Below are 17,938 nucleotides of genomic sequence, written 5' to 3'. Positions count from 1 at the left end.
AGGGGTGAAGGATGCCCGGGTTCCTTCTGCGGTCAGGGGTCGGGCACTCACGCGGTGGTGTGGACGGTGTCGGGTTCGGGCAGCATCACGACCTCGGTGGCGTCGAAGTGGACGGTGGTTTTCACCCGTCCGCCAGTGTTGATCGACAGGACGGTTTCGAGGACGTCGCCGGTGTCCTTGTCCCGCGCGATCGTGACCGTGTCGACGGTGACGGGTACTTGGTCGCCGTTGTCGTCGTCGAGCAGGATGACCATTCCCTCGGTGACCGCCGCGGCCGGGATGGCGTCGGCGAAATCGTCGACGCCCACCGTGTCGTGGTCGGTGGCGAAGTCGGTGAGGATGGACGGTTCCGGGGCGTCACCGTACTCGCGGGCTCGCCTGGCCAAGGCACGTTCGGATTCGACGAATTCCCGCAGCTCCGTGGAGAAGAACTCGAACGTGGGTGACTCGGTCGGAGTCAGGCCGTGCACGATCGCCTTCTCCTGCTTGGAGAGTTGGTTCCATTTGTTCGGGTGCGGATCGACATTCGGCGTCCACCACATCTGCGCATCCACCGGGGACCCGTCGAGGGCCGTGACCACCCCGCGGCCGGGGATGGAGGTGTCCACTTCGCGGCCGACGTGGGCATCGCCCCACATCATCAACGCGCCGTCCTGGGACAGGTTGCCGAGCGAGATCCGGGTGCCGAAGTTGTCGCGGGCATTGCCCGAGCTCGACCCGAACAAGGAGGCGTCCGGGCGTTGCACCCCGAGCAGCAAGCGGATGCCAGCCGAGCGGGCCAGGACCGCGAGGTCGGCCCACGCTCCCAGCGGGTCGAGTTGCTTGATCTGCGCGCGGATCTCTTCGTCCTCGTCCTTGGCCAGTCGCTGCCATTTGCCGGAGAGGATGAAGAACTCGTCGAGCACGGCGATCAGCAACGGCAGTTGCGAGGGTTCGATCTTCTTCACGTGCACGTAGTGGTTGCGGGCCATCATTTCCGCGTGCAGGGCGCGCACGAGCATCGCGGAACGAACGGCGTCGTAAACGATGGCCGCGCATCCGGGGTAGCCCTCGAGACCGTCGAGTTCGATCATCTTCGGGTCGACCCCGAGGAAGGGGATTCCGCGGCGTGAGGCCTCGGTGAGCAGGGTGCGGATGACTGAGGTCTTGCCGCCGCCGGTGGGGCCGACGATCAGGCAGTGCGGCTTGTTCGATTTGGTCGAGACATCCCAGTACAGGCTCAGGTTCGCTGCGCCGGTGGCGTAAGGCAGGTGGCGGAGGTTCTCGTCGACCAAGGCGAGGGGGTGGTCGACGCGGGTGGGCAACGGCGCCCGCAGGTACATCACCAGGTATCCCTCGGAGGGAGTCCACTCGGTGGCCCAGGTGCGGCCGGATTCGTGGTGGCCGGCGAGCGCGGCGAGGGCTTCGTCGACCTTGGTCTGGAAGCCGCGGGCGCCGCTGTTCAGCGAGGGGGTGAAGGTGATCTTGTAGCCGATCTCGATTCCGTCGTCGTCGCAGGAGTCGACGGTGACGGCGGGTTCTTTGAAGATGGTGCCGGCGGACAACGCGGTTTGTAGGGCCTTGTGGCGGGGTGATCGGGTGTCGGGTTCGATCGGTGTGCGGGTGATGAGGATCAGGTCGCGGTGCGCGTGGTGGCGGACGGTGTAGGTGTGCGTGCCGGTGCGGCCAGCTGCTCCTCGGACGGCGGTGGTGAATTCGTCCATCTCCTTGGGGCGGATGATCGCACCCCGCGGGAGTCGGATCTTTGCGCTGCGCAGTGCACCGATTCCTGGTGGGAACGGAACGGTCACCTTGATTGGCAGGAGCCGGGTCGTCTGCCGTAGCTGCGCTTCGAGCGCCAGGCTCTGTTGGTGGCCGCGCCATCGCAGAATGTCGACCGCGATCCACGCGGCGGCGAGGACGGCGAGCGGCCAGCGATAGCTGTGGAGTGTGGTGATGAGCTGGCCGGCCTGGTCGACCGCGTCCGTGAGCGCGGTGTCGGCGAGCTGGGGTGCGTAGAACGCGAGGGCTGCGGAGGCGACCGCGACCGGGGCGAGGGTTCGGTACGCGCCGACGGTGGGCTCGGGTGCCGACTGACTGCTAGGCCGATTGCGGGCGCCGGGGGCGGGGCCGAACAGTTCGATCAGGATGTCCTTGAGCGGATCCCGCTGCGCCATCGCTTCTCCCCTTTCCTGCGTGTTGATGCCCGCGTCGGATGCGGTCGTGTGTGATGGATGCGCACACTGGCAGATTCGGGTGATCTCACTCAACGTGATCTGTGGATAACTTCGCTCAGAGGCTGCTCACGACCTGTGCGTGCACTGCGCCGATGCGGCGCGGTGTCACGGCCGAATGGTGAATGTGCGCATGCTCATATCACCGGATCGCGTGTGTCAACGGTGCGGCGAGGGACTGCGCTTGGTCGACTTCCGCAACGAATAGCGACGTGGACGAGGCGGGCGCACAGTATCCTTCGTCAGCTTCGGCGATCTCAGTCCACATGCGATTGCGAGAGTCGCGTTCAGACGGCTGCGCGAGTCGGTAGTCGACCAACCTCAGAAAGGCTTCGCGGACGCTTGAGGGACGTACTGAGGCGCGCGTGCACGTGCGCGACAAAGCGACCCGACACCGGGTGATCCGACCGAAATCACACGCGATTTCACCCGCTCCTCGGGAGCGATCGGCGACCGCCCTCGGGCGTGTCACTGCGGCGCTGCACGGAGCGGTCCGGCCGGCGCTCTCCATAGCGCGTGAACAGCATGCTTTGAAATTGGTTGGCGCGGGTCATTTTTCCCAGGTACACTCCCCTAGGCCCGAAGGGCCGGGGAGTGACCCCGAAGGGCACGGCGTTTTCAGCCGCTTTTCGATGCGCGCCGACGCATCGCCGAAATCCGCCCTCTCCGAAGTCGCCCCGATGACGCGGGCGGTGGCACGATGTGAATGCTCTGCCGTCTCGGGCGAATCCTGACCCCTCTCTCGCGCCCGGTTCGCGATGCTCAACTGCGTTTGCTGTGCGACACGGTGAAGGGTCCGATGTTCGATCGGTCGTGGTGCCGTGCCCGAACACGGGCTGCCTGACACTCGTCCGGTCCCAGCCGACTCCCATCTGGATTGCAGGGTGATCCGTTGCTGTTGCGCCAGTTTCGGAGCGCGTGATGCGCGGACGTCATGTGCATGATTCCGAGCGGAGAGCAGCACCGGGCGACACACACGCAGCGGCCCAATCTCTTTCCGGTCACCGCCCTGCTCGTTTCGTGCCCTGCCATCGACTCACCCGGCACCGACCCGACACGCGTCTAATCGAAAAGTTATCCACAGGTCACGTTGATTCTCACGGTGCATCTCTTCTACGTTCCCGCACAACCACGTTCGCCCATGTCAGCTACGCACCTGTTGGAGAGGCACAATGTCCGCACTCGCTTCCACCGTCGTCGACCTCGCGAACGCGGCTTACCCCGCACCCGATGTCACGACCGTTGCCCAGCAAACGGAAGTCAGCACCGGAGGTCTCAGGACGTGGATCGAGGACAACATCGTCTTCACCATCCTGGTCGTCATTGCCTGCGTCATCCTGACCGGTGGCCTGCGCGGAAACCTGTCGAAAGTGTTCACCGTCGGCGGGCTGACCTTGGTAGGTCTTGCATACCTCGGCATCGCCACCTCCGAATCCGCAGCCAACGGCATCGGCAACTGGACTCTCGGTCTCTTCGGCATCTACGTCTGACCCCGTGACCGTCCCTGCGCGACCAAAGAGGAGCGCTACGTGATCAACAACGACGACCTCCTGTACCGGGTGGACCGGCACTATCTCGGCCCGACCGGATACACGTTCCCGGTGCGGATCCGCTACACCACACTGGCGGTCGGCGCCCTGGTCTTCATCGCGGTGTTCCTGATCGCCCGCGCCATCCTGCACCTGCCGCTCGGGTTCCGGCCGCTGATGCTGATGCTCCTGGTGACCGTGTTCATCACCCACCACATCGCCAAGTACGTCACCCCGGACCGACCCCTACGGTCGGTGCTCCGGGCGGCCTTCAACGATCTGAACGCCCCACGGCCTCCGAAGGCAGGGGAGACGGTGTTCGTCACCCTCCCCGACCGGCTGACCGCTGGCACCCGACCCGACACTGACCGCATCGACGGTGAGGACGCATGACCACGCACGACAACGACATCGCATCACTGTTCGACCCTCAGCTCGAAGATCCGGTACCGGTGATCCCACCGGGAGCGCTGCCGCCGTCATGGGCCGCGGGGCGGCAGAGCCTGGCCCCGCAGCCGGGGCCGCGGGCATGGTCGGAAGTGGAACTCCCCCCGCACCCGGTCACCGAGGCGCCCGAGGTCGACACCCGCGCCTCGGACCCCACCGCCCTCGCGGAAGACACCCGCACGCGGGAGCGGCAGCGTAGGACCTCCCAGCGCCGCGGGAAGTCGCTTGCCCCTCGCGAAAACTCGGCGGCGAAGAAACGCGCCGATCGTGCCCGGAAGTCGGTGCGGCTGCAGCTGACCGGAACCTCCGGACACATCACCCGCACCACCCGCACGTCGACGGCATGGTTCGTGCAGAAGCAGGGGCCGTGGAACTTCCGCACCACCGGCAAGCAACGCCGCTTCATCCGGGACGAGGCGATGGTGCTGACCAACCTGCAGCAGGCCGGTGTCCAGCGGCTGCACCGACGGTTGGTGCGCACGCCATTCCCGATCGAGCAGTGGGCCAGGGACCACGATCAGTGGGCCGCCCCGATCGACGACGTCCCCGGTGCCCTGTCGTGGGCAGAGTATCTGCGTGGCCAGCAGCACGCGATGCTGTGGTCGAACGCCACGATCAAGGGCCGCTACTGGGGAATCGAGCTGCCGCAGCGCTCGATGCTCGGGATCGGGCTCGACTACCTTGCCCACACCCTGGGCTACGTGGCGAGCTGGCCGCTCCTCGGCGCGCTCTCGTCGCTGATCACCGGGTGGGCCGACGACGCGTTCGCGCGCGAGGAGAAGGCGCTCGCCGAGCATCTCGCCGAACTCGAACGGATCATGGCCGGCCGCGGAGTCAACGCCGCACCCGCCGCGCCGGCGGCGATCGACTACCTGCTACGGCGATCGGCAACCATCGGTCTGCCGCTCGCAGCGGGGGGTGCAGTGGCCGGCGGCGGCGACTGGGGAGAGGGTGATGTCGCCGCCCTCGAAGACCTCACCGACCTGTCACTGACACCCGGGGATGGCTACACCACCGTCTCCGGCGTGGTCGAGGGCCGCCGCTACACCGGTGCCGTCATCATCCTGACGGTCGGGCGCATGGCTCCGCTGCCGATTCCGGAACGGATGCTGCCCTGGCAGGTCATCGGCGACCCCTCCGGGGAGCCGCTGGAATGGTCGGATCGGATCGAACTGCACGACAAGGCAAAAACCATCCGCACCATGCGCTCGCTGACGGGAAGGATCGAGCATCAGTTCGACCACTACACCGTCGAACACGATCAGTCACCGCCGAAAGAGCTGGCCGAGCAGCATGCCCGCGTCCAGGACGTCATCTCCGACGTCGGGGAAGACCACTCCGGTCTCTCCACGCGCACCTCCGGTTGGTACCGGGTCGCCGTCGTCGGCGCGACCCCGAACGAGGCCCGCAAGAAGGTGGCAGGCCTGCGGGAGATGTACAAGCCGCACATCGCCCTCGAGCAGGAGCACGGACAGTTCCAGCTGCTGCGCGAATTCATCCCCGGCCAGCCGCTCGCCAACATCGCCAACAAGCGGCACATGGACGTCGAAGCCCTCGCCGCTGGCATGGCCACCGCCGGCGACCGGATCGGTGACCGCCGCGGAGTGGTACTCGGGGAGACCTCGTCAATCGCACCGCGCCCCGTGATTTGGGACCTGTTCGCCGCGCATGAGATCAAGCACAAATCCGGTCTGACCCCCATCGTCGCGGTCCCCGGGTCGGGCAAGACATTCCTGGCTGGAATGATCGTCTACCAAGCGGTCCGCGCCGGAGCCTACGGAGTCGTTCTCGACCCCTCCGGACCGTTGAAGGAACTGGCGAATCTGCCCGAATTCCGGGACATCGCCCGGGTCTACGCACTCACCGGCCGCGACTCACGCCCCGGGGCGCTCAACCCGTACCGCGTGATCATCGACCCGCAGCGCGATGACCCTGAGTACGACACCGGCCACGCGGACTTCGCGCGGGCCTCGGACCCGTTCGCGGCGGCGCAGGCGAAGTACGACGCGGACATGCGGGCCGCGGCCGCCGAGCGGGTCGAGGTCGCGGTGTCGGTGCTGAAGATGATGCTCACCGAGCGACACCTGCATCTTGACCACACCGAATCGGTTCTGCACCTGGCTGCCAACCGGGTCGGCGGGGATCGCGATCACAATCTGGGTGAGGTGCTCGCCGCCATCCAGGCGATCGGTGAGACCGATCCCGATCAGGCTGTGCGTACCTGCGCTAGTGGCGTGTATCAGCAGCTGGAGTTGATGTCCCGGCTCGCCGAGGCCCGGGTGCTCTTCCCTGAGGCCGGCACGGTCGGCGGCGGTGTCGACGACTTCGATACTGACATCCGGCTCACCATCCTCACGATGCCCGGCCTCCAGCTGCCGCCCTCGGGGGTTCCCTCCTCACAGTGGACCCCGCAGCAGCGGATGACCGCGCCGCTGATGCACATGGCCGCGTGGCTGGCGAACCGGCTCGTCTACGAAAAGCCGAGGCACGTGCGCAAGGTGCTGTTCCTCGACGAGAACAAGTACCTCGAATCCACCGGTGCCGGCCGCACCCTGAACCTGCGGATCGCCCGCGACTCCCGCAAGTTCAAGGTCCGTGCCCTGGTGTGCTCGCAGCTGCCCGACGACTTCCTCGGTCTGGACGGCACCGACGACAAGACTGCCCTGACCTACGAAGTGTTCGTCGGCGACGTGGGCGGTGACCCGCATTCCATCGACGGAGCCCTCAAGCTGCTCAAACTCCCTTCCGGGCAGGGTTTCGAGCAGTTCCTCGCCGAACTCGGCAGCGGCGGTGAGGACACCCTCGACGAGGACACCGACACCTCCTACCAGGACCAGGCTCGCCGCTGGATGGTCCGGATGGCCGACGACGTCGAGTTGGTTCGGTCGAGCTGGGTCCACTTCGTGCACCTATCTCACGTGTTCGCCGCGTTGAACTCAAGTACCGCGAAGAACGTCCTCGGAGGTGCCGCATGAACTCTCAGCGGTCCCCCAGCCCTCCGATGATCTCGAATCGGCGGTTGGCTGGGCGGCTGGGGCGGCTTCTGGCCGTCTTGGCGCTGGTGCTAGCCCCATTGCTGGTCGGCCCGAACTCCCCCTCGGCGGTGGCCAGCGGTTTCGCGTGCGATGAGGTCCCGGTCCCGGAGTACCCGAAGGGGGCGTTCCCTGCTGTTTTCGACGCGACCAGCACGGACCGCCCCGGCAACGGGGGCACCGGATACACGGACTACGGGTGGGCCGGCCTGCAGTGGTACACCTACGATCTCGGCTGCGGCGCGGACCTGGTCCGCGCCCCGGGAGCGGTGACCGACACCAATTGGGGCAACATCTTCCTGGGAGTCGGGAAGTCCCTGGCCGCAGCCGCATTCTGGCTCGACGATCAAACCAAGACCGGTCAGGCCGCCGAGGACGCCGGCATCGCGCCCGCGATGGAACAGTTCGACCAGGTCGTGTCCTCGATCTCGAACGGCATGCTCGGCGTTTACGGTCTCTGGCTCGGCATCGCGCTGACCGCGGCCGCCGCGATCGTACTCTGGCACGCCCTCACATCGAACGCGGCCGGCGTCACGAAATCCCTCGCCGTCGGTGGAACAGCTCTCGCCCTCGGCGCGCTGCTGATCGGCGCACCCCAGCAGGCGATCCGGCTCGCCGACGACACCTTCGGGGCCGTGATCACCGACACGCAGAACGAGATGCTCTCGGTCTCCGGCGGCGGGAAAGGCCCTCGCGACGTGCTGCTCGACGACATCTTTCTCGATGATTGGCGCAAGGGCTGGTTCGGCCCGAACTATGACGACGAGGAGAACAAGCTCGGTCCCAAGCTGCGGGATGCGCTCGCGTTCTCCTACCAGGAACAGCAGCAGATCGAGAATGCATCGGACGCCGGTGTGGAGAACGCCCTGAAGACCAAGAAGGAGAGGGCTTTTCGCGAGGACATCGTCCAGCCACTCAGTGACGACTACGGGCTGTCCTACTACACCTTCCAGGGCAAGGACTCCGGCCGCCTCGCCATCGGCTTCATGGCGATGGCCAAAGTCGGTATGCCGTCCATCCTGTGGATCGGCGCCTCGGTGCTGAAGCTGATTGCGCTGCTGGCCATTCGCCTGGCCATCTTGTTCGCCCCGATCTGGGTACCGCTGGCCGCCGCACACGCAGGAACGTTGATGCGGGTGTGCCGGATGATCGCCAGCGCCTACATGTGGGGAGTCGCCGGCGCGGTCATCGTCGCGCTCTATCTGATGGCCCTGGTGAAGCTATATGTTGCCGACAACGGGCAGATCGACGGATCGTGGCGGTTGTGGTTCATGGTCATCTTGACCCTGGTGTGCTGGTTCATCATGCGGCCGTTCAAACGGGTGTCGCAGACCTTCACCCAGAACCGCGCCGGCGCCCTCAACCGCAAGGCACGGCACGCGCAGTCCTCGGTGAAGCAGAAGTTCTTCAAGGGCGCCAGCGCGGTCGTCGGCGGCCCGGCCGGCGCGGTGGTCGAGGAAGGTGTCTCGTCGCTGCGCAAGGAGACCAAGGACGGCGGCACCGACGAGAACGACTCGGACAGCACCTCCACCGCCCCGGCCCGTCCAGAGGGGCGCGAGCTCCACCAGCGGCGACGGCACGAGGCCGATCAAGGGCGGATCGATGCCCGCAAGAAGATGGACCGCCCGCAGCAGCTGACGGACTCACGCACGGATTCCCAGAGCCAGAGCCGCGCCGGGACGGGCACCAAGGGTGAGGACGACGGGCAGGACAACAGCCAGAGCCATACCCGCGGTGGCGGCCGCAGCGCAGTCCTGAACGCGCTCGGTGCCGGTGGTGGAGCCAGCCATTCGGATGGCGGAACACGCCGGGGGGACGCTCCGAGGGTCAGTGAGACCTGGGACGGCGGCGCGGATTCGGCGATCGCCCCGACGAAAGTCTTCACTCCGGCGGCCCCCAGCGGTGTCTCGAGCGAGACGGTCCCCTCCATGTTCGTGCCAAGCATTATTGGCACCCCTCCGCGGTCGACTACCCGCCTGTACGAGCCGTCCCTCACTCCCGAGGTACGCACGCACCCGAGCGAGAGTTTCACCTGATGGCCCGCCCCGCGGGTAACCCGGTCCTCGCCCCGATCCGCCGGTGGGTGCTGTACTCACGCACCCACCTCGCGATCAGCGTGATCGCCGTCTTCGGTGTCCTGTTCGTTGCCGGCGCCGTGTTCGGGGAATCCCCCACGACTGCGCACACACCGAACGCCCCGTCGGCGGCCGGTGCCCGGACGGCGGCCGCTGCACCAGCGGACGAGGTCACCTACGACCTCGCCGAGGTGACCGAGTCGGCCATCACGGGCAAGACCGCGGCCGCGGTCGGGAAGAGTGCGCCGGCCACGGCGATGGCCTACGCGCATGCCTATGTCGACGTCTCGCAGTCCAACACCGAGTGGCGAACCAAGCTCGGCCGGTACACCACCGACACGCCCGGTGAGACGATCGTCGCCGCACGTCCACAGGTGCCCGTCGCAATCACCGGGCCCACGACCAGCGAGATCGTCACCGGTACGGGCGGCGAGCGGCGCGCCGAGGTCGCCATCCCCACCCAGGCCGGCGAACTGCGTGTGACCGTGCAGGTCGACTCTCCGAACGGGGCGAAGTGGCTGGTCCAGAATCCCTTTCCCACCCTCGACCGCGACGAGGTCAGCAAACTCGGCACCGCACCGTCCCTGGCAAGTGGCGCCGCGGCGCCTTCGAGACAGCCGGAACCATCGTCGTCGGCCACTGCGGCTGACACCTCGGCGACCGACACCACCGCGACGACGACGTCCGCAACCGTTCCGACGCCGTCCTCCGATCCCGCACCCGCACCTGTTCCCGTGCCGGGACCTATCCCGATCCCCGAACTCGACACCCCGATCCCGGGAGCCCTGTGACCCTGCAGCGCCGTGCCACCGCACTGCTCCTCGCGGCCACGGCCACCACAATCCTCGGCACAACGGCGTGCGCCCCTCAGCCGGTCATCCCCCACGACCGATGCAAGACCACCTCCGCCGACAACGACCAGGGCGCGTCCGCCGGTGGCCAGCTGCGCGCGTCCGGACCGATCACCGCGCCCACGAAAGCCGGGACCACCACCTTCTCGTCCAGTTTCGGGCCACGGTGGGGAACCGAGCACAAGGGCGTCGACTTCGCCGGCTCCGTCGGCACACCGATCTACGCCGCCCTCGACGGGGTCGTGGTTCGCTCCGGTACCGCCACCGGATTTGGGCACTGGATCGTCATCGACTCCCTCGTCGGTGACACACCGGTCTCCACCGTCTACGGGCACATGTTCGCCGACGGTCTGATCGCCAGGGAAGGCCAGCAGGTCAAAGCTGGTGACCACATCGCCGATATCGGCAACGACGGTGAGTCCACCGGCGCGCACCTGCACTTCGAATACTGGGAGGGCGGCCGCTTCCAAGGCGGCACCGCCGTCGACCCGATGACCAAGCTCGGCGGCACCGCACCGACGACGGATCCCGCCGCGGGTTCGGACAACATCGAGCTCGCGGCCGCGGCATCGCCGATCGACTGCGCGGGCTTCGGCACCGCCGGTGGTGGTGAGCTGGCCGCCGGCACGGTGCCGGCCGAATTCGACCCGTGGATCCGCAAGGCCGGCAGCATCTGCCCCGGCATCAGGCCCCCGGTGCTTGCCTCGCAGCTCTACGCCGAGAATCAGTTTCGGCACGGCGCCAACGCCCCCATCTCCCCGTCCGGCGCGCTTGGCCCCGCGCAGTTCATGCCCGGGACCTGGGCGACCTGGGGCAAGGACTACGACGGCGACGGCAAGGTCGACCCCAATTCGGTCGGCGACGCCGTCATGGCTCAGGGGCATTTCATGTGCACGCTCAACGACCAGGTCTACGCCGCGATCGCGGCCGGCACCGTCGCAGGAGACCCGGTCGAGCTGTCGCTGGCCGCCTACAACGCCGGTTTCGGTGCGGTGCAGTCGCACCGCGGCATTCCCCCGTATACCGAGACCCGGAACTACGTCGCGAAGATCGTCCTCGGCCAGGCCAAGTACACATCCCTGAGTTCCACCGGCCGCCTGGTCCCGAACGGGTCGAAGGACGGCCCCAAGTCGTCGCGGCCGCCCGGCAGTACCTCGGCACCCCATACGTCTGGGGTGGAGGTAGCACCGGCGGACCGTCCGGCGGTGGCTTCGACTGCTCCGGACTGACCAGCTACGCGATCTTCACCGGTAGCGGCGGCAAGGTCACCCTGCCGCGGACCTCGGAGCAACAGTGGACCGTCGGCATCGAGATCCCCATTGATCGAGCCCAACCGGGCGACCTCGTATTCGGATCCTGGGCAGATTCCGGACCAGGTCACGTCGGCATCGCGCTCGGTGGTGGGCGCATGATCCACGCCCCCACCACGGGCGACGTCGTGAAAGAAGCGCCGCTGATGAGCGGCATGAAGGCACGAAGGGTGATGTGATGAGCGAACTCCCCACAACTGCAGGAGGACCGAGATGAGCGTGCGCCGATTCCTGGCCGTGGTGGTGATCCTAGGAACTCTGGTCACCATCCTCGTGTATGCGTGCCGACCGACTCAACAGGGTCCGCAGACGAAGCCCATAGAGACTTCGTTACCGGCAGCTACGGCGCCACCGGCAGTCACGACATCAACTCCGACCTTTGCGCCAGTACCTCCGCCAACCGTAGCGTCGCCGGCGCCGGACGCAGCAGTGGCGGAAGACGTCGCCCGCCAGGCTCTGTCGGTCGCATTCACCTGGTACCCGGCCACCGACCAGTCCCCCAACGACGGCTTCGTGCGGGCCCGCGAGTGGCTAACCGACACCCTCGCAGCGCAAGTGGCCATTCCGGTCACGACCGAACGCGGTCCAGGCGTGCAATGGGGACAATGGGCCAACGCGAAAGCGAAGGTCGTCGCCGACGTGATGATCGGCTGCTCCGGTTGCCCGCCAGATACCGATACCCTCATTCACCGAGTCGCCACTATCCACCAGACCGCGATCACCGGTGACAACGCGGTTCCAGTCGCTCCCGACACAACCGTCTGGGTCACCCTCACCAAGGCCGGGGGCAGCTGGCTCATCGACACAATCCGGTACTGAAAGCAAAAGCCACCGCACCAAGTTCGACAAAGCCGCCCTGCGGCAACAGGAAGGGAGACCAGATGTCCAACCGCAGCCGCATGCTCGTCGGCCTCGCACTCACCAGCATGATCGCCGCCACCCTGACCGCGTGCTCCGGCACGTCGAGGAATGACGGTCGGCCCGGTACCGTCACGCCTGCAGAATCGTCCGGCGGATCCGATGGTTGGGACGGAAACATCGCGATTGGCGTCGGCAACCGCAAAGGCGTCGACCTCGTGACCCTTCCCGCCCCGGACCAGGTCGATGTCCAGTGCCACGGCGAGGGCGACAATCTCACCGTCGACATCACCGCACCGAACGGGTGGCACGCTACCCTTACTCACGGATCCCAGACCATCACGGTCGAGAACGAGACACTCAACTACCCCGCCCACGACTTTGCCGAATCCCCGACCGCGATCGAGGCTGTCAACAGAACACGGCCGAAGGGCAGCACGAAGCAATTTCCTCTTGGCGTTACCTGGGACAAGCCATCGGTCGGAGCGGTCGAAATCCAGGTCGACGACGATACCCCGCCGCACTGGATGGTGAACTCCCCGTATGAGGACTTCGACATGTACATGCACATCAAATGCAATCAGTAGGGAATCAAATTCTCGCCCTTGCGTCGACTCTCGACGGTCGCCGCACATGAGTCTTGCGAATCCCTGCGTGTCAGGCTGAGTTGAGTCCACCGGTTCACAGCAACCCCGCCTGCAGGGCGAGATACGGATCAACCCGACAATGACAATTTCCAGCCTGGCCGTAGCCGGGGACAATGGTCACATGGAGTCTTCCCACCCACGTTCCGACGGACCACGCCGACGCTCATTCGCCCCGGCGGACAAGCTCGCGCACCTGGCCGCCTACGAGCAGGCCTGCCAGACGAACGAAGGCGGCGCCTACCTGCGCCGCGAGGGCCTCTACTCCTCCCTCATCACCGAGTGGCGCAAGCAACGCGACGCCGGCGTCCTCGACGGCAAACCCGCCGGCGCGAAGGTCGGCAAACTCACCGCCGAGCAGGCCGAGATCGCTCGCCTCAAGCGGGAGCTCGACCGCACGAACAAGCGACTGGCCACCACCGAAGCCGCCCTGGACATCATGGGAAAAGCGCATGCTCTCTTGGAATCGCTCTCCGAGAGAGCGGATTTGGACGACAAGCCAACCAAGCGCTGACCGCAGCATGGACCGAACTGACCAACGTCGGGATGTCGACGAGAACAGCAAGCGCAGTGACCGGTGTGGTCCGGTCGACCGCGGTCCGGCGTCGCGCCGCGGCCGCCGCACCGACACCTTCCGCTCCAGTCCGACCTACGCATCCGCCGGCGAACAAGCTCACCCCGATCGAACGCCGCCGCATCCTCGACACACTCAACAGTGACCGGTTCGTCGATCAGGCGCCGCTCGAGGTGTACGCGCAACTCCTCGACGAGGGCGTCTACCTGTGTTCGGTGTCGACGATGTACCGCGTCCTGCGGGAGAACGCACAGGTCAGTGAACGCCGCAGGCTCGCCCGGCACCCGGCGAGGACCTGCCCGGAGCTGGTCGCGACCGCCCCGCGGCAGGTGTACTCGTGGGACATCACGAAGCTCGCCGGGCCGGACAAGGGCCGCTACTACGACGCCTACGTGATGATCGACATCTACTCGCGGTACATCGTCGGTGTGCACGTCCACGCACACGAATCGGGTGTGCTGGCACGGGAGTTGATGGAGCAGATCTTCGCGGTGCACGGCATTCCGCAGGTCGTGCACGCCGACCGTGGCACGTCGATGACCAGCAAGTCCGTCGCGTCACTGCTGTCGGATCTCGAGGTCACCCGCTCGCATTCGCGGCCGCGGGTCTCGAACGACAACCCGTATTCGGAGGCGGTGTTCAAGACCCTCAAGTATGGACCGGAGTTCCCCGAACGGTTCGGATCGCTGCGTGAAGCAAGGGAATTCATGATGCAGTTCACCGAGTGGTACAACCACGAGCATCGCCACACCGGCATCGGGCTACACACTGCCGCCGACGTCCACTTCGGTTTGGCGGCGGCGAAGGCCGCCGAACGTCGGCAGGTACTCGAGGCAGCACGGGCCAGGCATCCGTACCGCTTCGGCACTACGACAGCGCCGAAGATCCTCGACCTGCCCGACACCGTCTGGATCAACCGCCCCGCCGACGATTCTGCGGAGGCCGAAACGTCAGCCGCTTAACACCCGGTGGACTCAACTCCCTTGACAAGTTCCGAATCGACGCAGTTACAGTTGGGAAGCGTGAGTGTGCCACCCCGCCGGATCGTCACCGGACTACTGATAGTTGCGAAGTTTAAAAACTGCAGTTCCATTCTCCAGCAGACAAACACGACCTTAGGATGGTTTTTACTCCGCCAGGCAAACCGCGGTTACACGCGCCTAACTGCGCACCGAAGTGCCAGCGACCATCCGGTTGCAGCCATCCGCCATACTGATAACCTTGCGTCCGCGCTCCCACCCGGGAGTTCACTGGAGCCCGTCGGGGCGGCTTCAGATGCAGCACCAAAACGTGGCACACGTGTATTCAACTGCGCCACAGTCGTCCCGGGCGGAGGTTGGTAATGACGAATCGTGTTTCGGAGGCTGTCGATCGCGTGTTTCGCATCGCGACCTCAAGTGAAGCGACGACGCTCTCTGGGTTGATGGAGGCAGTAGCCCGGGACCGTAGTCGCCCTCTTATCGTCGATCCATCCAACAGAAATCTTCCGCTAGGAGTATTCGGCCAATGGGTTCAGTACCCCGATCGCGACGAAGTTTCCTGCGCAGAGTGGGTACACGCCCGCGAGCGCACACTCGCCCATGAACTCGGACACATCCTGCTCGGACATCGGGGTCGACCTGCCCGAGACTTCGCTGAAGAGTTTCTTCCGGCGTCCGCTCAAGGGTTGGCGAAGATCATGCTTCGGCGGGAGTGCAGTGACGGACACAACGCTGAGGAAATCGACGCTGAAGCGTTCGCGAGCCGACTCCTTGGACGACTGAATAGCAACCGAAAATCCACCAATCCCGGAGTTCGCGCTCGCCTCGACGAGGCAATAAGGTGACCGTAGCAGCGGTGGTCGCAATCCTCCTATGGATCGCCGCGGCCAGTCGATTCCGCAGGTGGTGGTGGTCTCGCACGTGGAACCTAGTCGGCGTCCTCACCGTCTTCACTGGTATGGCCGCCCACATGACAGTCAACGTTCCGTTCGTCGAGAACTTGCTGAGGGGTGCACTTGGCCATTCCAATGGCGCAGGTGCGGTGAAGATGATCCTGTTTAGCGGAATCTGCTTTGGCGCAGCCATACTCGTGACAGACCTCATGGCTCCGTCTGACAGACGCCGTGCGCAGCTGCTCTGGCTTCATGCGTCGCTATCGATGCTCACCGCCGGCGGGTCAGTTGCGTTCTTCTTGACTGCGCCGGAAGTGCCGGAACAGCGCGATGGATACACTTTCGACGACCTATACGCCCACACCTCGGGCTACGCCGAGGCCAGCATTATCGCGATGCTCTACCCGTTCCTGCTCTGCATTGCCGTGACCATCGTGACAGCCCGCCATGTTGACATACGGACTGCGACCGGTCGCGGGTTGATGGTGCTGTGCCCCGGGGTTCTCGTGCTAACCGTGTACGCCGGCATGCGAATCATTTACGTACTAGCCGCACACACCGGTGCAATCGATCCGACTCCCCGAGTTTTCGACATCACCCAGGTTCTTGCACTCGTCGGTGTCCTCATGGTCGCCATCGGTGTGCTGTGGCCGACGATCGCGCACTGGGTGGCCGCACGCCGGGCGCTGCGAGATTTCCTCGAACTCCATAGAGCGCTAACTGCGCACTGGACCGGAGTCGTTCGGCCCTCTTGGGAAGGTAGCAGCGCTACGGATCGCGTTGCCGACCGCGCCGCGGAGGTAATGGATGCCCTTAGCGTCGCTTCCCGCGCCGAAGGCCTTCCCGACGGCGACCCGCTCCCAAAAGAGAAAGCTCCAGTTGCAATAGCCGAGTGGATCCTCACCGGTTTCACACGAGAAGAGCTGACCAAGTCGACACTCGGCGCCCCGGAGGGCCTGTCAGACGTCGAGTGGGTGCGCACTCTCGGCGTCGCTTTCAACACCGCACGTCAGGAAGAGTTGGTAGTCCCAGAATGACGATGACCGAGAATCGAACCGGTGACCGCGTTGATCGCCTTGCCAGAGCACTGACTGAGGTGGGAGCTCCTTGGGTCCTCAACATCGCCTCGTCGCTTTTCCTGGGCGTGGTCCTTGGGTCGCCGGAATGGGGGATCTTCGTCGCCATGATTTCCGGTGGCCTACCCATGGCCTTCATTCTGTTCGAAATCTGGCGATCGCGGATCGGCAATCACCACGTGACCGAGCACCGAGAACGTCACCTTCTGATTGTCGTCATTCTGGCAATCGTGCTTGCGGGCCTCGCCATTCAGATCTGCGCCAACGCACCCGGCGAGCTCATCGCGTTCACCGCCGCAGGGTTCGCGACGTTGATGGCTATCGGGGCGATTACCAGCGTCGTCCAGTGGAAGGTCAGTGTCCACACTGCTGTCTCAGCGGGCATCACCGTCATTCTCATGCTCGCCCTGTCTCCGGTTTGGGTACTGGCACTGTCGGGCACGCCTGTTATCGGGTGGTCTAGGGTGCGGCTCGGCGATCACACGACTGGTCAGGTCATTGCGGGCGGGTTGGTGGGTGCCTTCATTGCCGGAGGCACCTACACCCTGTTCAGCTAGTTCTTCTCCGGACGCCTGAAGGGGAAGTACGTTCGCGCTGCAATATTCTGGTTCTCGGCGTCTCGGAGCTCCTGGATATAGGCGATGTAGCCCTTGATCTCCTCGTAGACTTCGTCGTCATTGAAGTAGTCCATTGGGACTGCGAAGACGCGACAAATGTCGCGCAGCGTTGTCCAACTCGGCGACGACCGCTTTCCGGACAGCAACTGCGACATGTATCCCGGCGTCATATTGCCGCCAGCGGCGCGGATGGCCTCGACCACTTCAGCCTGACTGTAGGGGCCTCGCCCCTTCGGATGGACTGTGTCGAATAGATGTCGAAGCCTCTCGGCGAAACTTTCGCTCACCGCACATCCTCCAAACTTCAAGCTTCGCCGGTAGTTGGACATCAGTATAGATGGCTGTGACGTTGCGTTATTGCAGTAGTTACGGAAGTGTTTACTGTTGCAAGTTTGCAGTAGTAAAGTAGGCTCAGATCATTCACATGAACGACAGAAGGCGAGGCAGCGGTGTTACGGAGTTCAGGCGCGCCGCTGTCGCGCATGAAGACGTCAGGCGGGCATGCCGGGCGGTCGGCTCCGTGCCCGCTGGTGCGCGGTCCGCAGCTCTGCAACGGAAATGTTGAGCGCACACGAGAGCGACTTGGGGGTTGAGCTAAGTTCAAGCCTTCTTTCAATGAAACCCCCTGGCCGTTAGCGGCGGCCAGGGGGCTCGAGCCTCAAACGGATTAGCGGTCCGTTCAGGCACCATCAGCAGATTGGAGTCTCTGCAATGAACACGATAGCTGGCACCCAAAAAGAGCGCCGCAAGCGGCATCAAGCTACTGCGCGATTGTTAGCCACTGCCGACCTAGTGCGCATCACAGCACAACATGCGTCTACCGATGGGCGTTGCGAGGA

General features: G+C 65.2%; 12 protein-coding genes and 1 pseudogene. 11 read left to right on the top strand and 2 right to left on the bottom strand.

What is annotated here, in order from left to right:
• Positions 1-47: 47 nt before the first annotated feature.
• On the bottom strand, positions 48-2,156 hold the full coding sequence (locus I1A62_RS02695) for an FtsK/SpoIIIE domain-containing protein (protein ID WP_219453916.1): 2,109 nt from the start codon (positions 2,154-2,156) through the stop codon (positions 48-50).
• Positions 2,157-3,385: 1,229 nt separating this feature from the next.
• Between I1A62_RS02695 and I1A62_RS02690 the strand changes: the two genes are divergently transcribed.
• From I1A62_RS02690 to I1A62_RS02640, 11 genes and pseudogenes are all read left to right on the top strand, one after another.
• Positions 3,386-3,703 (top strand): hypothetical protein, encoded by a 318-nt coding sequence (locus I1A62_RS02690; RefSeq protein WP_219453915.1) that lies wholly within the window; start codon positions 3,386-3,388, stop codon positions 3,701-3,703.
• Positions 3,704-3,742: 39 nt separating this feature from the next.
• Positions 3,743-4,135, top strand: coding sequence for a hypothetical protein (locus I1A62_RS02685; protein WP_219453913.1), 393 nt, complete (start codon positions 3,743-3,745; stop codon positions 4,133-4,135).
• Positions 4,132-7,164: an ATP-binding protein gene (locus tag I1A62_RS02680; RefSeq protein WP_219453911.1), complete on the top strand. Its 3,033-nt coding sequence runs from the start codon at positions 4,132-4,134 to the stop codon at positions 7,162-7,164. The genes I1A62_RS02685 and I1A62_RS02680 overlap by 4 nt, the downstream gene beginning before the upstream one ends.
• Entirely contained in the window at positions 7,161-9,257 is a 2,097-nt protein-coding gene (locus tag I1A62_RS02675; protein WP_257890381.1) for a hypothetical protein, read from the top strand. Before I1A62_RS02680 ends, I1A62_RS02675 begins: the two co-directional genes overlap by 4 nt.
• The gene (locus tag I1A62_RS02670; RefSeq protein WP_219453909.1) at positions 9,257-10,087 is read left to right on the top strand and encodes a hypothetical protein; all 831 of its coding nucleotides are present in this window, start codon (positions 9,257-9,259) and stop codon (positions 10,085-10,087) included. The genes I1A62_RS02675 and I1A62_RS02670 overlap by 1 nt, the downstream gene beginning before the upstream one ends.
• Positions 10,084-11,636 (top strand): annotated as a pseudogene (locus I1A62_RS02665) (peptidoglycan DD-metalloendopeptidase family protein). The gene I1A62_RS02670 and the pseudogene I1A62_RS02665 overlap by 4 nt, the downstream one beginning before the upstream one ends.
• A gap of 250 nt (positions 11,637-11,886) precedes the next feature.
• The gene (locus I1A62_RS45750; protein ID WP_257890380.1) at positions 11,887-12,276 is read left to right on the top strand and encodes a hypothetical protein; all 390 of its coding nucleotides are present in this window, start codon (positions 11,887-11,889) and stop codon (positions 12,274-12,276) included.
• A 62-nt stretch (positions 12,277-12,338) separates the two neighbouring features.
• Positions 12,339-12,902: a hypothetical protein gene (locus tag I1A62_RS02655; protein ID WP_219453906.1), complete on the top strand. Its 564-nt coding sequence runs from the start codon at positions 12,339-12,341 to the stop codon at positions 12,900-12,902.
• 139 nt (positions 12,903-13,041) lie between these two features.
• Positions 13,042-14,495, top strand: a protein-coding gene (locus I1A62_RS02650; protein ID WP_257890339.1) for an IS3 family transposase whose coding sequence is annotated in 2 segments (ribosomal slippage) — positions 13,042-13,414 and positions 13,414-14,495 — 1,455 coding nt in all. Because the reading frame shifts where the segments join, the coding sequence is not laid out codon by codon here.
• 859 nt (positions 14,496-15,354) lie between these two features.
• Positions 15,355-16,443 (top strand): hypothetical protein, encoded by a 1,089-nt coding sequence (locus I1A62_RS02645; RefSeq protein ID WP_219453904.1) that lies wholly within the window; start codon positions 15,355-15,357, stop codon positions 16,441-16,443.
• Positions 16,440-17,039 carry a phosphatase PAP2 family protein gene (locus I1A62_RS02640; RefSeq protein WP_225858022.1) on the top strand — a complete coding sequence of 200 codons (600 nt, stop codon included), beginning with the start codon at positions 16,440-16,442 and terminating at the stop codon, positions 17,037-17,039. The genes I1A62_RS02645 and I1A62_RS02640 overlap by 4 nt, the downstream gene beginning before the upstream one ends.
• Here I1A62_RS02640 and I1A62_RS02635 read toward each other — a convergent pair.
• Entirely contained in the window at positions 17,036-17,386 is a 351-nt protein-coding gene (locus I1A62_RS02635; protein WP_124391003.1) for a helix-turn-helix domain-containing protein, read from the bottom strand. The two genes, I1A62_RS02640 and I1A62_RS02635, sit on opposite strands and share 4 nt — an antisense overlap.
• Positions 17,387-17,938 lie beyond the last annotated feature (552 nt).

The sequence above is a fragment of the Rhodococcus sp. USK10 genome (assembly GCF_019378875.1).
Lineage (GTDB): Bacteria > Actinomycetota > Actinomycetes > Mycobacteriales > Mycobacteriaceae > Rhodococcus_F > Rhodococcus_F pseudokoreensis.
The sequence above is the reverse complement of the archived record's forward strand: the minus strand, read 5'-3'. Positions and strand labels throughout refer to the sequence as shown.